Raw genomic sequence first — 16,269 nt, 5'->3', positions numbered from 1 at the left:
AAAACAAGGGTGAACTGGAGGCTGAGCATGATTCTTCCGATCGCGGTACTTCCTCCGTTAACCCAGCCCTTATTGGTGTTTTGACCATATATTGAAAGTTTTTGCCGATCGCTCCCACATATTGGGCATCGGCATGGTTCAGGGAGTGTATATGTGCCGATCGTGACCTTGCCGAAGATCAAGCATGTCCGCGCCTTCACCGTGCGTGGGGGCGGGGCGGATTATCATGACCAGGGCGAAGGCCACTGGATCGACAATCACATCGCGACGCCGATGTCGAAATATCCCGAATATCGCCAGTCGCGCCAGAGCTTCGGGATCAACGTGCTGGGTACGCTGGTCGTGGAGATAGAGGCGGAGGACGGCACTGTTGGTTTTGCGGTGACCACCGGGGGCGAACCGGCCGCCTATATTGTCGAAAAGCATCTCGCCCGCTTCCTCGAAGGGCGCGCACCGACCGATTATGAGAAAATCTGGGACCAGATGTATTTTTCGACCCAATATTATGGGCGAAAGGGGCTGGTCATCAACGCCATTTCTGGCGTCGATCTGGCGCTGTGGGACTTGCTGGGCAAGTTGCGGCAGGAGCCGGTCTATCATCTGCTGGGCGGCGCGGTGCGCGACGAACTGATATTCTACGCCACCGGCGCGCGGCCCGACAAGGCGAAGGAATTCGGCTTTATCGGCGGCAAGATGGCGTTACATCACGGCCCGGCCGAAGGCGTCGAGGGCCTAAGCAAGAATATCGCCGAACTGGCCGACATGCGGTCAAAGGTCGGCGAGGATTTCTGGCTGATGTGGGATTGTTGGATGGCGCTTGACGTCGACTATGCGACCCGTCTCGCCATTGCCGCGCATGACCTTGGCCTAAAATGGATCGAGGAAGCGATTAGCCCCGACGATTATTGGGGCTATGCAGCGCTCAAGCGCAACGTGCCCAAGGGCATGTTGGTCACCACCGGCGAACATGAAGCGACCCGCTGGGGTTTCCGCATGTTGCTGGAAATGGATTGCTGCGACATCATCCAGCCCGATGTCGGCTGGTGCGGGGGTGTCACCGAACTGCTCAAGATCAGCGCGCTGGCCGACGCCCATGGCAAGATGGTCGTGCCGCACGGATCGTCAGTTTACAGCTATCATTTCGTCATCACCCGCCACAATTCGCCCTTCGCCGAATTTCTGATGATGCATCCAGGGCCGACCGAAGTGGTGCCGATGTTCCATCCCCAATTGCTGGGCGAGCCGGTGCCGGAAAATGGCCGGATGAAGGTGACTGCGCTCGACAAGCCCGGCTTCGGGGTAGACCTCAACCCCGACATCGCGATGCACCGCCCCTACACCCATTGATTGCCGCAGAAGAGAGACTGATCCCATGAAATTCGTCCGTTTCGGCCAGGTTGGCCAGGAAAAGCCCGGTGTCATCGACAGCGAGGGCAACATCCGCGACCTGTCGGGCGTCGTCCCCGAACTGACCGTCGCAACGCTGGCCGCCGCCAGGGCCGCCGACATCGCCTCGCTGCCGATCGTGGACGGCGCGCCGCGCTATGGCGTCCCGGTCAAGGGCATCGGTAAAATCGTCGCAATCGGCCTCAATTATGAAGATCACGCGATCGAATCCAACCTGCCGATCCCGACCGAACCGATGATGTTCATGAAGGCGCTGTCCTCGCTCAACGGCCCCAACGACGAAGTGGTGCTGCCGAAAAATGCGACCCATGGCGACTGGGAAGTCGAACTGGGCGTGGTGATCGGCGAAACCTGCCGCTTCGTGTCCGAAGAAGACGCCCTGTCCAAGGTCGCAGGCTATACCCTGGTCAACGACGTGTCGGAACGCTTCAACCAGAAGCAGCGCGGCAGCCAGTGGAGCAAGGGCAAGGGCCATGACACTTTCTGCCCGGTCGGCCCCTGGCTGGTGACCCCGGACGAGGTCGGCGACCCGCAGGATCTGGACATGTATCTCGATCTCAATGGCCAGCGGATGCAAACCGGCAACACCCGGACGATGATCTTCAACGTCGCGCAACTCATCTCCTATGTCAGCGAATATATCACCCTCTATCCCGGCGACCTGATGATCACCGGCACCCCGCCGGGCGTGGGTGAGGGCAAGAAGCCAGACGCCATCTATCTCAAGGCCGGCGACGTCATGGAACTGGGCATCGAAAAGCTCGGCGCCCAGACGCAGCAGGTTTCGGAATGGCGTCACCTCGGCGACGTGGTGCTCGGATGAGCATTTATGCCGGCCGTTTCGCGGGCCGCAATGCGATCATCACCGGCGGCGCGTCGGGCCTGGGCAGGCAGGTCGCCGCCCGCATCGTCGCCGAAGGCGGCCAAGTGGCGCTATGGGATCTCAATCCCGAAGCGCTCGCGGCCACCAGCGCTGAGATCGGCGCGGCCCATGTGGTGGCGCTGGACGTATCCGATTACGCCGCCGTCACCGCCGCCGCAAAGGACACGGCCGTCGCGCTGGGCAAGGTCGATATCCTCATCTGCTCGGCGGGCATCACTGGCGCCACAGCGACGGTGTGGGACTATCCGGTCGACAGCTTCCAGCGGGTGATCGACATCAACCTCAACGGCCTTTTCTACTGCAACCGGGAAGTCGCGCCCTTCCTGCTGGAAAATGGCTATGGCCGGATCGTCAACCTGGCGTCCGTCGCGGGCAAGGAAGGCAATCCCAACGCCAGCGCCTATTCGGCGAGCAAGGCGGGCGTGATCGGCTTCACCAAGAGCCTTGGCAAGGAACTGGCGGGCAAGGGCGTCATCGCCAACGCACTGACGCCCGCCACCTTCGAAAGCCCGATCCTGGCCCAACTGCCCCAGAGCCAGGTCGATTATATGCGCTCGAAAATCCCGATGGGCCGTCTGGGCCTGATCGAGGAGTCCGCCGCGATGGTCTGTTTCATGGCCAGCGAGGAATGCAGCTTCACCACCGCGTCCACCTTCGACACATCGGGCGGCCGCACCACCTTCTAATATGCGAAGTTGCGCGGCGCGACTGGTCCCAAGAACCAGCGCGCCGCAAAATCTCTTACTCCGCTCAGCCAACCCGTCGACGGGCTCAGGGCGAACGGACTGTATGTTTCTGGAGAGGATAGCCATGATCCCCTTTGTCGATGCCCATATCCATCTATGGGACCTGCAGCATATCCGCTACGATTGGCTGAGCGCGCCTTTCTCTGACGAAGGGCCGAATGGCAGCGTCGAACCCATCGCCCACGATTATGGCGTCGCCCACTATCGCGCCGACCTTGCCCGCTGGAATGTCGTTGGCGCGGTGCATGTCGATGCCGGCGCGGCGGCGGAGAGCGCCCTGCGCGAAACCCAATGGCTCGACGGTCTGGCGCAAGTCGAAGGCCTGCCCACCGGCCTCGTCGCCTTTGCCGCTTTGCATGATCCCGATGTCGATGCCCTGCTCGCCGCGCAGGCCGCCCACCGCCGCGTCAAGGGCATCCGCCATATCGTCAACTGGCACCGCGATCCCCTGCGCACCTATGGTCCGGTCGACCTGACCGTCGATCCCCAATGGCAGGCGGGCTATGCTCTGCTCGCCAAGCACGACCTGTCCTTCGACCTGCAATGCTATCCGGGCCAAATGCCCGGCCTTGTCCCGCTGATCGAGCGCCATCCCGACATTCCCGTCATCATCAATCATATGGGGATGCCCGTCCTGACCGATCCCGATGGCTTGGCGCACTGGCGCAGGGGCATGAAGGCGCTGGCCGCGCTGCCCCATGTCGCGGTCAAGCTGTCGGGCATGGGCTTCATCCGCCGCGACTGGACCCGCGAAAATGTCGAACCGCTGGTGCGCGAAACGATCGACCTGTTCGGCGTCGACCGCTGCGCCTTCGCCAGCGACACGCCGACCGACAAGCTGTTCGCGCCGATCGACCAATATATGGACGCCTATCACGCCATCGTCGCCGATTTCCCCGAAGCCGACCGCCGCGCGCTCTTTGCGGGCAACGCCGACCGCCTTTATCGCCTGGGACTTGACCTATGACCGGAAATCCACTGCTCGGCGTGCTGTTTCATTGGCTGGGCGGCCTGGCCTCGGCCAGCTTCTATGTCCCCTATCGCGGCGTGCGGCGCTGGAACTGGGAGATATTCTGGCTCACCGGCGGTATCTTCTCCTGGGTGATCGCACCCTGGTTCTTCGCATCGATGCAGACCAACGACCTGATGGGCGTGATGCGGCAAGTGCCGTCCTCGGTCGTCGGCTGGTGCGTCTTTTTCGGCTTCCTCTGGGGCTTTGGCGGCCTGACCTATGGCCTCACCATGCGCTATCTGGGCCTCTCGCTCGGCATGGCGGTGGTGCTGGGGCTGTGCACCGTCTTTGGCACGCTGATCCCGCCGATCGTCGATGGCAGCTTCATGACGGAGATTGCAGGCACCCTGCACGGCCGGATCGTGTTGCTGGGCCTGGCCGTCACGGTGCTGGGCATCATCGTCGTGGCCATGGCCGGCTCACGCAAGGATGCGGGGTTGTCCACCGAACAAAAGGCCGCCGCCGTCGCCGAATTTGATTTCAGAAAGGGCATCGCCGTCGCCATCTTTTCCGGCATCATGTCCTCCTGCTTCGCCTTCGGCCTGGCGGCGGGACAGCCGGTGAACGCACTCAGCCGCGCGGCAGGAACCGGCCCGCTCTGGGTGGGGCTGCCGACCCTGTGCCTCGTCATGCTCGGCGGCCTCGTCACCAATGCGCTCTGGTGCGGCTGGCTGATCGTGAAAAACAAGTCGGCGGGCCAATGGGTCGGGGCGGCGGACGCATCGGGCCAGCGCCCCGCGCTGCTGCCTAATTTCCTGCTCTGCGCGCTGGCGGGCACCGCCTGGTATTTCCAATTCTTCTTCTACACCATGGGCGAAAGCCAGATGGGCCGCTTCGGCTTCTCCAGCTGGACGCTGCACATGGCGTCCATCATCATCTTCGGGACCTGCTGGGGCTTCGCGTTTCGCGAGTGGAAGGACGCCGCCCCCGCCGTCCGCGGCATGGTGTGGAGCGGGGTCGGCCTGCTGGTCTTCGCCACCCTCATCATAGGCTATGGCAACCGCCTGGCCGTGTGACGGCCCCGGTCCGGCATCAATGCCGCGCGGGCACCGCGTCCGACTGGCGGCGGATCAGCTGATAGTCGAGCTTCACCTTGCCGATGATCCCGTCGGCGCCCTCGTCCTGACTGCGGAATCGCATCGCCAGCAGGCCGATCGCTTCGCGGCTCATGTCGCGGATCGGCTGACGGATGGTGGTCAGCGCAGGCCAGATCGCACTCGCCAGCGGCGTATCGTCAAAGCCGCAGATGCTGATCTCGGCCGGCACGTTGATGCGTCGCTGGTGCGCGACCGTGATCGCGGCGGCGGCCATATCGTCATTGCAGGCGAAGATCGCGGTCGGCCGCGCCTCCAGGCTCATCAGTCGCTCGGCCGCGTCCAGACCTGATCGATAGCTATAGTCGCCCGGCACGATCAGCTGGTCGTCATGCGCCAGCCCATGATGGAGCAGCGCATCGCGAAAGCCCTGCAACCGCCGCGCGCTCGACCGGTGGCGCACATTGCCTTCGATGAAGCCGATCCGCCGATGCCCCAGTTCGATCAGGTGGCGGGTCAGGTCATAGGCGGCATGGCGGTCGTCGGTGCCCACCACCAGCATGTCCGGCCCATCCTGGTCCGGCGCGATCGCGACGATGGCGATGTCGCGCGCGCTCAGCCCGGCGACCAGTTCCGGCCAGTCGCACAGCGGTGGCGGCAGGATCACGCCGGCGACATTGGCATGGGCGACCTGCTCGACGATTTCCTCGGCAAAGGCGCCGGGCGCGCATTGCTCGACCACCAGATGCAGGTGCCGTTGCGGCGCTTCGCCCAGCGCGCCGAGCAGCAGTTCGCCCAGATAGGCCGATGTGGTGGAGTTGCTGTGCAACAGCGCGACGCGCCGGTCGGCGCTCCCGGCCAGCGCGCGCGCCGACGCATTGGGGATATAGCCCAGCTCCTTGACCGCCAGTTCTACCGCCCGCCGCGCCTTGGCGCTGACGAGCGCCTTGCCGTTGACCGCGCGCGACGCGGTCATAACCGAAACGCCCGCGCTGGCGGCGACTTCCTTGATCGTGGGGGGCTTTTTCTTGAGGTCGCTTTTCTGCATTCCCTCTTCTCTAGCCGTTTTTACGGCCAAGGAAAATCGCGGGGATCTAAGGGCGTGTAAAAGCCCGCCGGTCCTGTCGACCGGCGGGCTTTTCAGTCATGCGAAGGCCAGGCGGATCAATATTGGATGGTGACGGTCACCGCGCGGCGATTCTGTGCCCAGCTTGCCTCGTCCGATCCCAGCGCCGCCGGCCGCTCCTTGCCATAGCTGACAGTGGTGATGCGGCCGGGCGCGATGCCCAGTGAGGCGAGATAGTTTTTCGCCGCATTGGCGCGGCGTTCGCCCAGCGCGATATTATAATCGCGGGTGCCGCGTTCGTCGGCATGGCCCTCGATCGTCACGCGCACCGACGGATTCTGCTGCAACCAGGCGGCCTGGCTCTGCAAGGTCGCCTGGTCCTCCATATCGACATCATATTGGTCCAGGCCAAAGAAGATGCGGTCCGAAGACACCGACGCGACGAAATCCTCCTGGCTGCCCTTGACCGGACCGCTGGCGCCGATCGGGCCGCTGGGCGCGGTCGTGCCACCGGTGCCGCCAGGGGCGGGGGGCAATTGGGCCGGCGGCTTTTTCGAACAGGCGGCCAGCGCGATGATGGCGGTCGCCACAACCAAGGTCCGGGACAGTTTCATGGGGGTCTCCTTCGATATTCTCTATGCCGCCCGCTAGTGGTCCGATTCTGACATTTGCTACCCTATCCGATAAGGCGTGCTCAAATGTCAGAATCTTTTCGGACCACTAGCAATCTTTTGATTTTAACGGATTTTACGATTTTGACATTTGCAGACCCATCCCAACCGTCAGGGGATGCAAATGTCAAAATCAATCCGTTAAGACAGTCATCAGGGTCCGTGATGTTCGTTACGCTGTCAAGACGACTAGGTTCCGCAATGGGCGAAAGCGCCTGAACCTAAACTTAGGGCAGCAACGGTCCCCAGGCCGGGTCGGATCCGCTCAGCGGCGTCGGAATCCGCCGTTCGTTCACCCCGGTCAGGTCGACCTGCCACACCTGGCTGCTGCCCTGCTTGCCCGGCGTCGTGCGGAAAAATTGCAGCACGCGGCCATTGGGCGACCAGGTCGGCTGCTCGTCCTGCCAGCCATTGGTCAGGATGCGCTCATTGTCGCCACTGGGCGTCATCACCGCGACCTTGAAGTCGCCCGACAGCTTGGTAAAGGCGATCAGGTCGCCGCGCGGCGACCATTCGGGCGTCGCATAGCGGCCGCCGCCATGGCTGATCCGCCGCTGGTTGGACCCGTCGGCGTTCATGACATAGATTTGCTGGCCGCCCGACCGGTCGCTTTCGAACACGATCTGGCTGCCGTCGGGCGAATAGCTGCCGCCCACGTCGATGCCGGGCGAATTGGTCAGGCGCACCGGCGTGCCGCCATTGGCCGACACGCGATAAATGTCGGTATTGCCTGCTACCGCCATCGAGAAAAGGATGTTGCGGCCATCGGGCGACCAGCGCGGCGCGAAGGTCGCGTTGCTGCTTTCGGTCACCAGCTTCTGCTGCCCCGCGCCGATGTCGTAGATATAGAGGCGCACCCGGCTGCCCAGATAGCTGACATAGAGGATCGATTTATAATCGGGCGAAAAGCGCGGCGTCAGCGCCATCGACTGGCCGTTGGTGATGAAACGGTGGTTCGCCCCGTCCGAATCCATGATCGCCAGCCGCTTGACTCGCGCCCCCTTGGGACCGCTCTCGGCGATATAGGCGATGCGGCTGTCGAAGAAGGGGCTTTCGCCCGACAGGCGGGCATAGATGGCGTCGGCGCATTTATGTGCGGCCCGCCGCCAGTCGCGCGGCGCGACGACATAGCCCTGCCGCGTCAGTTCCTGCTTCAGCGCCACGTCGTAGAGGTAGCAGCCCACGGTGATGTCGGCCTCGCCCCCGGTCGTGCGCACGAACCCCTGGACCAGCGCCTGATAGGCGTTCCATTTTTCATAGACCGGGTTGGTGACTTCAGGGAAGGCGACCGCCGGCATCCCGCCAGGCCCGGACGGATCGAACAGGCCGGAGCCTTTCAGGTCGGACGCGATCACTTCGGCCACCTTGCGGCCCAGTTCGCTGGCGGTGCCGGCCGGCGTCGCCACATCCTGCTGCGCGGGCATGGAGGGGACGGCGACCTTGACGTTGCTGTCGACTTCGCCGGTCACATCAACCGACAATTGCGCCATCGCGGGCGCGGACAGGATGGCGGCAAGCGCGACGGTCGCCAGAGAGATGCGGCGAAGGAAGGTGGTCTTCATCGGTTCAGCCTCGCGTCAAAGCGGAGTGGCCGGAGCCATTTCCATTGGTCATAATATTCAGGCGGTAAATTCCGGAAGGGGGCGGCGAGTTTCACCGCCTGGATCGCGCGCTCCGCATGGAGCTTCGCCTGTGGCCGGTTGCTGGCGGTGACGCCGGTCTGGTCGATCACTTCGGGCGCGCCGATCAGCGCGCCGCTCTTGTCGAGCCGCACTTCCAGCAAGGTCACGAGTTGGTCCGCATCCGCGCCCGATGGCGGCCGCCAATGTGGCTTGAGCTGGCGACGAATTTCGGCGTCCAGCGCGGCCTTCTGCTGCGGCCCCATGGCGGCGGCGGGCGGCGGCGCGGGTGTGCGCGGCGCATCGTCCTTGGCGTCGATCCCTTTCAGGAAATCCTTGCCCAGCAGCGACCCCTTGGGCCTGTCCGCCTTGCCCGCGCCGGATGCGCGCGCAGCCGCATCGGCCTTGGCCTTCGCATCGCTCTTGGCTTTAGCGTCGCTTTTCGCCTTGGCGTCGGCCTTGGCTTTCGCATCCGCCTTGGCTTTGGCGTCACTCTTTGCCTTGGCGTCGCTCCTGGACGGCACGGCCGCCGCGGCCTTTGGCTTTTCAGGCGCAGGCTTGGCCTTGGGCGGCGTCTTGGCCACATCCTTCTTCGGCGGTGCCGGCTTGGGCTTGGCCGGGGCTTCCTTCACGACCGGCCTTGGCGGCGTCGGCTTGGGAACCGGCTTCGGCTCCGCCTTGGGCGGCGTCGGCGCGGGCGTCGGCTCCGGTGCGGGAGCAGGCGCCGGGGCAGGCTTGGCGTCCTCCGTCGGTCCTTTCTCCGGCGCGACGCTGGGCGGCGGCGGCTGGGTCGACACCTGCGGCGCGGTCGATTGCAGCGCCACTTCGTCCACCAGGCTCACGTCCATCGGCGGCGACTTCAGCTTCAACGGATTGGGGGTGGCCAGGAATCCGGCCGACAGCAAACCGAACAGCAGGACATGTCCCGCCGTCGCGACGCCAAGGCCGATCTTTTCCGCGCGCTCCATATGGCTGACCTATGGCCCCTATTCTGAACCGTCGCTGACATCAGCGGCGTCCGACCCGGTGCTGACCAGCGATACTTTGTTCAGGCCCGCGCGATTAAGCTCGCCCATGACCCGCATCACCCGGCCATAGTCGAGCGCGGTGTCGGCGCGCAGGAAGATTTGCGGCGGCTCCGGCTGACCCGCATGGGCGGACGCTATTTCCGCAAACCGATCGGGCAGGTCGGCATCGCTGATCTGCATGTCATCGATGAACAGGCCGCCGTCGCGGTCGATCGACAGGATGGTCGGCTTGGCGTCCGCGTCCAGCCCCTTGGCCCGTGTTTCCGGCAGGTTCACCGGCACGCCCGTCACCAGCAGCGGCGCGGTCACCATGAAGATGATGAGCAGCACCAGCATGACGTCGACCAGCGGAGTCACATTGATGTCCGCCATCGGCGCGCGCCCGCGCCCGCGCCGGGCGGAGGGAGGACCGGACATAGCCATCAGCGTTGGGCCTCCAACTCACGGCTCAGCGTGGAATAGAAGCTGTCGGCAAAGCGGGTCAAGCCCGCTTCCAGCCGGTTGATGCCATGGCTGAACCGGTTGTAGGCGATCAGCGCCGGGATCGCTGCGAACAGGCCGATGGCGGTGGCGAACAGCGCCTCGGCGATGCCCGGCGCGACGACGGCGAGCGAACTATTCTGCTCGGCCGCGATCGACGTGAAGGCGCGCATGATGCCCCACACCGTGCCGAACAGGCCGATGAAGGGCGCGGCCGACGCGACCGTCGCCAATATGTTGAGCCGATCGGACAGGCGATCGACCTCGGACGCGATGATGCTCGACATCGACGTGCCCAGCCGGTCGCGCGTGCCGTCGCGGTCGATCACTTTCTGCGCGGTCGATCGGCGCCATTCGGTGACGCCAGCCGCCATCACCTTGGCGGCGGGAAATTCCGCCTTGCCGCGGGCCTCATAAAAGCGGTCGATATCCTCCGCCTTCCAGAAATCGGCCTCGAATTTCCGGCTTTCCTTGCTCGCCTTGCGCAGGCTGACGCTGAAGCTGATGATGATTGCCCAGGTCCAGATGCTGGCCAGCAACAGGCCCAGCATCACGCCCTTCACGACGATGTCGGCCTGCAGGAACAGGGCGAGCGGGGATATGGTCGCGGCGTCGGTGATGGCGCCGGCAGGCAGGTTGAGGGTCATGGGTGAATGTCTTCCCCTTGGCAAAGGCGGGTGAAAATGGCGGTCCAGGCTTTGGGTTGGCGCTGCGGCCGGCCCTGGGGCGTCAGCCATGCGACGGTGATGGCGGCGTCCGTCAACTCTTCTTGACCCCGCATGACTCTCTGATGAATGGCGCAGCTCGCCGCGCGCACATCGGTGACGCGGCTCGCCACCATCAGGTCGTCGTCCAGCCGCGCCGGGCGGCGATAGCGAATGGCAAGATCGGTGACGGCATAGACGCCCGCGCCCCCTTCATGATTGGCGCGCTGGTCGATCCCGGCGATGCGCAGCATGTCGGACCGGGCGCGCTCCATATAGCGCAGATAATTGGCGTGATAGACCAGCCCCGACAGGTCGGTATCCTCGAAATAGACGCGCAGCGGGAAATGATGCACGGCGGCAAGGAAGCGTCCGGTCGCCGGCGCGGGCATCAGGTCTGAAACGGACATTGCGCGCTTTTAACCATGGCGCAGCGCCCACGCAAAGCCGGAAATGGCGGATGAACCCGCAATCCGTCCGACAGCCGCGCGCGATCCATCGCCTGTCCGATGGATGGGTGCCCGATACTGGTCGTCGGCCCTGCGCCCCGCTAAGGGATAAGCGACGATTCATGAGGGAGAGCAGGGCATGACGGATATTCGGACGGTCGGCGTGATTGGCGCGGGACAGATGGGCGCGGGCATCGCGCAGGTCGCGGCGCAGGCGGGCTATGACGTCATATTGTCGGACATCGACCTGCCCCGCGCGGAAAAGGGGCTGGCGGGCATCGCCAAGCTGCTGGCCAAGGCGGTGGACAAGGAAAAGATCCGCCAGGCCGACGCCGACGCCGCGCTCGCGCGGATCACGCCCGTCGGCGACATCGCCCCGCTGGCCGACGCCCAACTGGTGATCGAGGCCGCGACCGAGCGCGAAGAGGTGAAGCGCGCCATCTTCGCCAATGTCGGCAAGATATTGGCCGCCGACGCGATCCTGGCCACCAACACATCCTCGATTCCGATCACCCGGCTGGCGCAGGCCGCGCCCGATGCGGGCCGCTTTGTGGGCGTCCATTTCTTCAACCCCGTACCGGTGATGGTGCTCGTGGAGGTCATTCGGGGCCTTGCCACCACGCCCGAAACCGTCGCTGCGGTGGAAGGCTTCGCCGCAAAGATCGGCAAGACTACGGTCCACGCCTTCGACGCGCCGGGCTTTGTGGTCAACCGCATCCTGCTGCCGATGCTGAACGAGGCGGTGTTCGTGCTGGGCGAGGGCGTGGGCAGCGTCACCGACATCGACCAGGGCTGCAAGCTCGGCCTCAATCATCCGATGGGGCCGCTGACCTTGCTGGACTTCGTCGGCCTGGATACCGCGCTGGAAATCCTCAACGTCTTCCTCAGCACCACCGGCGACCCCAAATATCGTCCGGCGCCTTTGCTGGTCAAATATGTCGAAGCGGGCTGGTATGGCCGCAAGACCGGCAAGGGCTTTTACGATTATAGCGGCGCGGAGCCAGTGCCGACGCGCTGATTGCCCATCGAGCGTGGGCTGTTCAGCCCGCGCTCAACCCATGTTTCTTCATGCAATGGCGCAACTGGTCGTAGGTCAGGCCCAGCCCCTTGGCGGTCGCGCGCTGGTTGTACCGAAATCGCTCCAGCGCGGCGCGGATGATCGCCGCCTCGTGCCCGTCCACGGCGGCGCGCAGGTCGCTGATTTCTTCATAGGTCATGGTGGGTGCTGATGGCGCGGCGGGGGCATCACACGGCGCCGCATCCGCCCGCTTCATCATCGACTTGGGCTTCCACGGCGAGGCGAAGGGATCGAAGGTGATCTGGCTGATCGGCCGCCCCGGCTCGTTCCAGCGATAGACCGCGCGCTCCACCACATTGCGCAGCTCGCGCACATTGCCCGGCCAGCCATGGCCCTCCAGTTCCGCCGCGCAGGCCGCCGTGAAACCGGGCCATTGCGGCCAGTCGCGCTCCGCCGCCATGCGTCGGCCGAAATGATCGGCCAGAACGCTGATATCGCCTGCGCGCGCGCGCAGCGGGGGCAGGGTGATGACCTCGAAACTCAGCCGGTCGAGCAGGTCCGGGCGAAACCGTCCGGCATCGGCTGCGGCGGGCAGATCCTCATTGGTCGCCGCGACGATGCGGACGTCCACGGTCAACGGCTTCGACGCGCCAATCCGCGTCACCTCGCCATATTCCACCACGCGCAACAACCGTTCCTGCGCCGCCATCGACAATGTGCCCAATTCGTCCAGAAACAACGTGCCGCCATCGGCATCCTCGAACCGGCCCGGCCGCGCCTTGGTCGCGCCGGTGAAGGCGCCCTGTTCATGGCCGAACAATTCCGCCTCGATCAGCGTTTCGGGCAGGGCGGCGCAATTCATCGTGATCAGCGGCTCGCCCCAGCGTGGCGACAGGTGATGCAGCCGTTCGGCGATCAACTCCTTGCCGGTGCCGCGTTCGCCGATCACCAGCACCGGCCGGTTCAACTCGGCCGCCCGGCCGGCCTGCTCCACCGCGTCGAGAAAGACCGAGGACTGGCCGATAAATTGCGTATTTTTCTCCATATGCCAACTTATGGTGAAATTTCCCACTCCTTGGCAAGCGGCATGTTGGCGCACCCCTGCGAAGACCTCAAAAAATGGCAGAAAATCGGGTATTTTTCGAAACTGGCACGACCTCTGCAGCGCTCAGGGCAATCCGCAACCAATCGCGGAACCTATGAAGGCCAAGTTTCAGGGAGTATGACGATGACCAACCAGAGCAACAGCGTTCGCGAAATCAGCCAGCTGATGTCGGCCGCCATCGCCGCCCTGCTGTTCGGATCGACCATGATCCTTTCGGCGGTCGGCCCGGCCCGCGCCAGCGAAGCCCCGATCCTTGCGACGCACGATACCCCCGCGGCCTTGCGCTACCTCGCATAAGGCGCAAGCCCCGGCCGGGGCGGGAGTGCCCCCTCTCGCCCGTCCCGGCCCCCAACAAGACGATAAGACCAGGAGTGACGTTCAAATGGGTATTTTCTCCCGCACCCGCGACATCATCGCCGCCAATGTGACCGACCTGCTTGACAAGGCGGAAGACCCCGCGAAGATGATCCGCATGATCATCCTCGAAATGGAGGAAACCCTTGTCGAAGTGCGCGCGTCCGCCGCCCGCACCATCGCCGACCAGAAGGAAATGCGCCGCCACATCGCCAAGCTGACCGCTCTGCAGGACAGCTGGACCGAAAAGGCGCAGCTCGCACTGTCCAAGGATCGCGAAGATCTGGCCAAGGCCGCGCTGGTGGAACGCCAGAAGGCGACCGACATGGCGGATCATCTGAGTCATGAAATCGCGACGCTCGACGACGCGCTCAAGGCGTCGGAAGAGGATATCGCCAAGCTGCAGGGCAAGCTGCGCGAAGCCCGCGCTCGCCAGAACAGTCTGGTCACCCGGATGCAGAGCGCGGAAAACCGCCTGCGCGTGCGCGAAGCCTATGCTGGCGAGAAGGTCAACGACGCCTTCGCCCGCTTCGACATGCTCGAACGCCGCGTGGACATGGCCGAAGGCCGCGCCGACGCCGCGACGCTGGGCGGCGCGCCCAAGACGCTGGAGGAGGAGATTGCGGAATTGAAGTCGGCCGACAAGGTCGATGCCGATCTCGCCGCGCTCAAGGCCTCGATGAACAAGGGGAGCTGATCCGATGGAGGACGTATTTCTGCCCATCATGATCTGCGCCATGCTGTTCATCGGGATGCCTTGGCTGATTTTCCACTATGTCACCAAATGGAAGCAGGCGCCCAAGATCACCGACGAGGATGAGAAGCTGCTGGACGAACTCCATCTTCTCGCCCGCCGTCTGGAAGAAAGGCTCCAGACGGTCGAACGGATCGTCGCCGCTGACAACCCCGATTTCCGCCCGCAACGCCCGTCCACCGATGACGGCTTCGATTTCGACCGGAGGAACTGAAATGACCGCCCGCCGCACTAAATTCTATCTCGACAAGGCCAATGGCAAATGGCTGGGCGTCTGTTCCGGCATCGCCGATTATAGTGGCATTGATGTCCTGTGGGTCCGCGTGGGCGCGGTGCTCATCACCCTGATGGGAGCCTTCCTCTGGACGCTAATCGCCTATTTCGTCATCGCATATTTCGCTGAAAACAAGCCGCTGGGCCTCTATGCGGACCGCGACGACGAGAAATTCTGGCAGGGGGTGCGGACCAACCCGACCCGCTCCACCCGCGACGTCCGGTCCAAGTTCCGCGACATCGATCGCCGCCTGGCCGACATCGAAATCTATTATACAAGCCGCAACACCCGACTGGCCGATGAGATCGACAGCCTGCGCTGAAAGCGCGCGTCGGGGCAGCATAACGGGGAGACGCCATCATGCAATTTAGTGGACCCTATTTCGTCCTCGCCATCATCGCCATGTCGACGCTTGGCTGGATGTTCACCACCTGGGTCCGTGCCCGCCACGGCTATCCGGTGGAAAATGAGTGGACGGGCACCGTTCATCGAAGCGATCCCGACGCCGGTCGAAAAATCGACCTTTTATCAAATGAAAACGAAAAGCTGGTGGGCCGCATCAGCCGCCTCGAAGACCGCATCGCCGTGCTGGAGAGGATCGCCACCGATCCCGCCGCCCGCACCGCGCGCGAAATCGACGCGCTGCGCTGACACCGGCGAGCCAAGGGGAGTATCATCATGTTTCCATTCGAAGCCTTTGCCCCGGTGGCGGTCATCGTCGGATCGCTGGCGGTCGGCGGTTGGATCTTCACCACCTGGCTGCGTGTGAAGAATGGCTATCCGCTGGAAAACAGCTGGGGCAAGCCCGTCTATCCGCAGAAGAATGAGGAAATGGTCGAACGCATCAAGCTGCTGAGCCAGGAAAACGCCCAGCTTCGCGCCGAGATCGGTTCGATGAAGGACCGGCTCGCCGTGGTGGAGCGGATCGTCACCGACGGCAGCCATCAGCTGGCCCGCGAGATCGAACAACTGCGCAGCCCGGCTAACTAACGGCATCATTCGGCGCCGAAGGCTCCGGTAGATGATGCCACACAAAGCCGCAGAGCATAGCGCCATCAGGGAGTGATCGACATGAATCCGTTTGAAATGGTCGTTGCCATCATCGCCATCACCGCCATCGCCAGCGTCCTGCGCGCCAAATATGGCGTCGTGCGCCGCGACAAGGGCGAAGACTTCATCCAGCGCGGCCTGGACCCGGAAGCCGAACGGCTGCGCGCGGAAGTGAAGGCGCTCAAGGATCGCGTCGCCGTGCTGGAACGGCTGGCGACGGACGGCTCCAGCGCATTGGAGCGGGAATTTGAAAAACTCCGGGATCGCGACTGAATTTGGTCCGTGCCGGCCAGGGAGGCTTATATGCAAGACCCCTATCTCTACATCATCCTGGCGACGACCAGCCTGGTCGGCCTCGCCATCATCGCGGCTGCGGGGTTGCGCGGTTGGAACGGTTGGCTGGAGCTCAAGCGCGCCGAACTGGGCCGCCGCTTCGAGGAAGCCGCGCCGCCAAGCGCGTCGGCCCGGATCGAGGTCGCCGACCTCAAGGAGCGCATCCGCAAGCTGGAAGCCATCGCCGCGGGCGTGGATCTGTAAACATCGCTTCAATGAGATGAAGGTGCTCGCGCGAGGCGGGGCCCAGTCCTAACCTCTGAACTGGACTCCCGCCTTCGC

General features: G+C 64.0%; 22 protein-coding genes. 14 read left to right on the top strand and 8 right to left on the bottom strand.

What is annotated here, in order from left to right; genetic code table 11:
* Window positions 1-162: 162 nt before the first annotated feature.
* The 5 genes from rhmD (at window position 163) to rhaT (ending at window position 5,064) form a co-directional block, all read left to right on the top strand.
* Window positions 163-1,347 carry an L-rhamnonate dehydratase gene (gene rhmD, locus sphantq_RS09710; protein ID WP_148648433.1) on the top strand — a complete coding sequence of 395 codons (1,185 nt, stop codon included), beginning with the start codon at window positions 163-165 and terminating at the stop codon, window positions 1,345-1,347.
* A 25-nt stretch (window positions 1,348-1,372) separates the two neighbouring features.
* Window positions 1,373-2,230: a fumarylacetoacetate hydrolase family protein gene (locus sphantq_RS09705; protein ID WP_272798378.1), complete on the top strand. Its 858-nt coding sequence runs from the start codon at window positions 1,373-1,375 to the stop codon at window positions 2,228-2,230.
* Window positions 2,227-2,976, top strand: coding sequence for an SDR family NAD(P)-dependent oxidoreductase (locus sphantq_RS09700; RefSeq protein ID WP_272798377.1), 750 nt, complete (start codon window positions 2,227-2,229; stop codon window positions 2,974-2,976). Before sphantq_RS09705 ends, sphantq_RS09700 begins: the two co-directional genes overlap by 4 nt.
* Window positions 2,977-3,100: 124 nt before the next feature.
* Window positions 3,101-4,003, top strand: coding sequence for an amidohydrolase family protein (locus tag sphantq_RS09695; protein WP_272798376.1), 903 nt, complete (start codon window positions 3,101-3,103; stop codon window positions 4,001-4,003).
* On the top strand, window positions 4,000-5,064 hold the full coding sequence (rhaT, locus tag sphantq_RS09690) for an L-rhamnose/proton symporter RhaT (RefSeq protein ID WP_066607038.1): 1,065 nt from the start codon (window positions 4,000-4,002) through the stop codon (window positions 5,062-5,064). Before sphantq_RS09695 ends, rhaT begins: the two co-directional genes overlap by 4 nt.
* A gap of 16 nt (window positions 5,065-5,080) precedes the next feature.
* Here rhaT and sphantq_RS09685 read toward each other — a convergent pair whose 3' ends face one another.
* The 7 genes from sphantq_RS09685 to sphantq_RS09655 all read right to left on the bottom strand — a co-directional run bounded on the left by sphantq_RS09685 (window position 5,081) and on the right by sphantq_RS09655 (window position 11,060).
* On the bottom strand, window positions 5,081-6,130 hold the full coding sequence (locus tag sphantq_RS09685; RefSeq protein ID WP_129925530.1) for a LacI family DNA-binding transcriptional regulator: 1,050 nt from the start codon (window positions 6,128-6,130) through the stop codon (window positions 5,081-5,083).
* Between the two features lie 116 nt (window positions 6,131-6,246).
* Window positions 6,247-6,762, bottom strand: coding sequence for a peptidoglycan-associated lipoprotein Pal (gene pal, locus sphantq_RS09680; protein ID WP_066607025.1), 516 nt, complete (start codon window positions 6,760-6,762; stop codon window positions 6,247-6,249).
* A 284-nt stretch (window positions 6,763-7,046) separates the two neighbouring features.
* Window positions 7,047-8,381, bottom strand: coding sequence for a Tol-Pal system beta propeller repeat protein TolB (gene tolB / locus sphantq_RS09675; RefSeq protein ID WP_066607019.1), 1,335 nt, complete (start codon window positions 8,379-8,381; stop codon window positions 7,047-7,049).
* Complete coding sequence (locus sphantq_RS09670) at window positions 8,378-9,406, bottom strand: cell envelope biogenesis protein TolA (protein WP_272798375.1); 1,029 nt, start codon at window positions 9,404-9,406, stop codon at window positions 8,378-8,380. The genes tolB and sphantq_RS09670 overlap by 4 nt, the downstream gene beginning before the upstream one ends.
* An 18-nt stretch (window positions 9,407-9,424) precedes the next feature.
* A complete protein-coding gene (locus sphantq_RS09665) occupies window positions 9,425-9,889 on the bottom strand; it encodes an ExbD/TolR family protein (protein WP_272798374.1) in 465 nt (154 codons plus the stop codon).
* Window positions 9,889-10,593: a protein TolQ gene (gene tolQ / locus sphantq_RS09660; RefSeq protein ID WP_272798373.1), complete on the bottom strand. Its 705-nt coding sequence runs from the start codon at window positions 10,591-10,593 to the stop codon at window positions 9,889-9,891. The genes sphantq_RS09665 and tolQ overlap by 1 nt, the downstream gene beginning before the upstream one ends.
* A complete protein-coding gene (locus sphantq_RS09655; protein WP_066607011.1) occupies window positions 10,590-11,060 on the bottom strand; it encodes a YbgC/FadM family acyl-CoA thioesterase in 471 nt (156 codons plus the stop codon). The genes tolQ and sphantq_RS09655 overlap by 4 nt, the downstream gene beginning before the upstream one ends.
* Before the next feature lie 178 nt (window positions 11,061-11,238).
* On the opposite strand from sphantq_RS09655, the gene sphantq_RS09650 reads away from it, so the two are divergent.
* On the top strand, window positions 11,239-12,117 hold the full coding sequence (locus sphantq_RS09650; protein WP_066607010.1) for a 3-hydroxybutyryl-CoA dehydrogenase: 879 nt from the start codon (window positions 11,239-11,241) through the stop codon (window positions 12,115-12,117).
* 22 nt (window positions 12,118-12,139) lie between these two features.
* Here the strand turns inward: sphantq_RS09650 and pspF are convergent, their stop codons facing one another.
* On the bottom strand, window positions 12,140-13,162 hold the full coding sequence (pspF, locus tag sphantq_RS09645) for a phage shock protein operon transcriptional activator (RefSeq protein WP_272798372.1): 1,023 nt from the start codon (window positions 13,160-13,162) through the stop codon (window positions 12,140-12,142).
* Between pspF and sphantq_RS09640 the strand changes: the two genes are divergently transcribed.
* From sphantq_RS09640 to sphantq_RS09605, 8 genes are all read left to right on the top strand, one after another.
* The gene (locus tag sphantq_RS09640) at window positions 13,145-13,519 is read left to right on the top strand and encodes a hypothetical protein (RefSeq protein WP_272798371.1); all 375 of its coding nucleotides are present in this window, start codon (window positions 13,145-13,147) and stop codon (window positions 13,517-13,519) included. The genes pspF and sphantq_RS09640 overlap by 18 nt on opposite strands.
* Window positions 13,520-13,604: 85 nt before the next feature.
* Window positions 13,605-14,273: a phage shock protein PspA gene (gene pspA / locus sphantq_RS09635; protein ID WP_066607003.1), complete on the top strand. Its 669-nt coding sequence runs from the start codon at window positions 13,605-13,607 to the stop codon at window positions 14,271-14,273.
* A gap of 4 nt (window positions 14,274-14,277) precedes the next feature.
* A complete protein-coding gene (gene pspB / locus sphantq_RS09630; RefSeq protein WP_066607002.1) occupies window positions 14,278-14,544 on the top strand; it encodes an envelope stress response membrane protein PspB in 267 nt (88 codons plus the stop codon).
* Between the two features lies 1 nt (window position 14,545).
* Window positions 14,546-14,926 (top strand): envelope stress response membrane protein PspC, encoded by a 381-nt coding sequence (pspC, locus tag sphantq_RS09625; protein ID WP_272798370.1) that lies wholly within the window; start codon window positions 14,546-14,548, stop codon window positions 14,924-14,926.
* Between the two features lie 38 nt (window positions 14,927-14,964).
* Window positions 14,965-15,255, top strand: a complete 291-nt coding sequence (locus sphantq_RS09620) for a hypothetical protein (protein WP_272798369.1) — start codon at window positions 14,965-14,967, stop codon at window positions 15,253-15,255.
* Between the two features lie 27 nt (window positions 15,256-15,282).
* The gene (locus sphantq_RS09615; RefSeq protein WP_129925534.1) at window positions 15,283-15,594 is read left to right on the top strand and encodes a hypothetical protein; all 312 of its coding nucleotides are present in this window, start codon (window positions 15,283-15,285) and stop codon (window positions 15,592-15,594) included.
* 81 nt (window positions 15,595-15,675) lie between these two features.
* Entirely contained in the window at window positions 15,676-15,927 is a 252-nt protein-coding gene (locus sphantq_RS09610) for a hypothetical protein (protein ID WP_129925535.1), read from the top strand.
* A gap of 30 nt (window positions 15,928-15,957) precedes the next feature.
* Window positions 15,958-16,191 (top strand): hypothetical protein, encoded by a 234-nt coding sequence (locus sphantq_RS09605; protein ID WP_129925536.1) that lies wholly within the window; start codon window positions 15,958-15,960, stop codon window positions 16,189-16,191.
* The last annotated feature ends 78 nt before the right edge of the window (window positions 16,192-16,269 follow it).

The sequence above is a fragment of the Sphingobium sp. AntQ-1 genome, assembly GCF_028538045.1.
Taxonomy (GTDB): domain Bacteria; phylum Pseudomonadota; class Alphaproteobacteria; order Sphingomonadales; family Sphingomonadaceae; genus Sphingobium; species Sphingobium cupriresistens.
The sequence above is the reverse complement of the archived record's forward strand: the minus strand, read 5'-3'. Positions and strand labels throughout refer to the sequence as shown.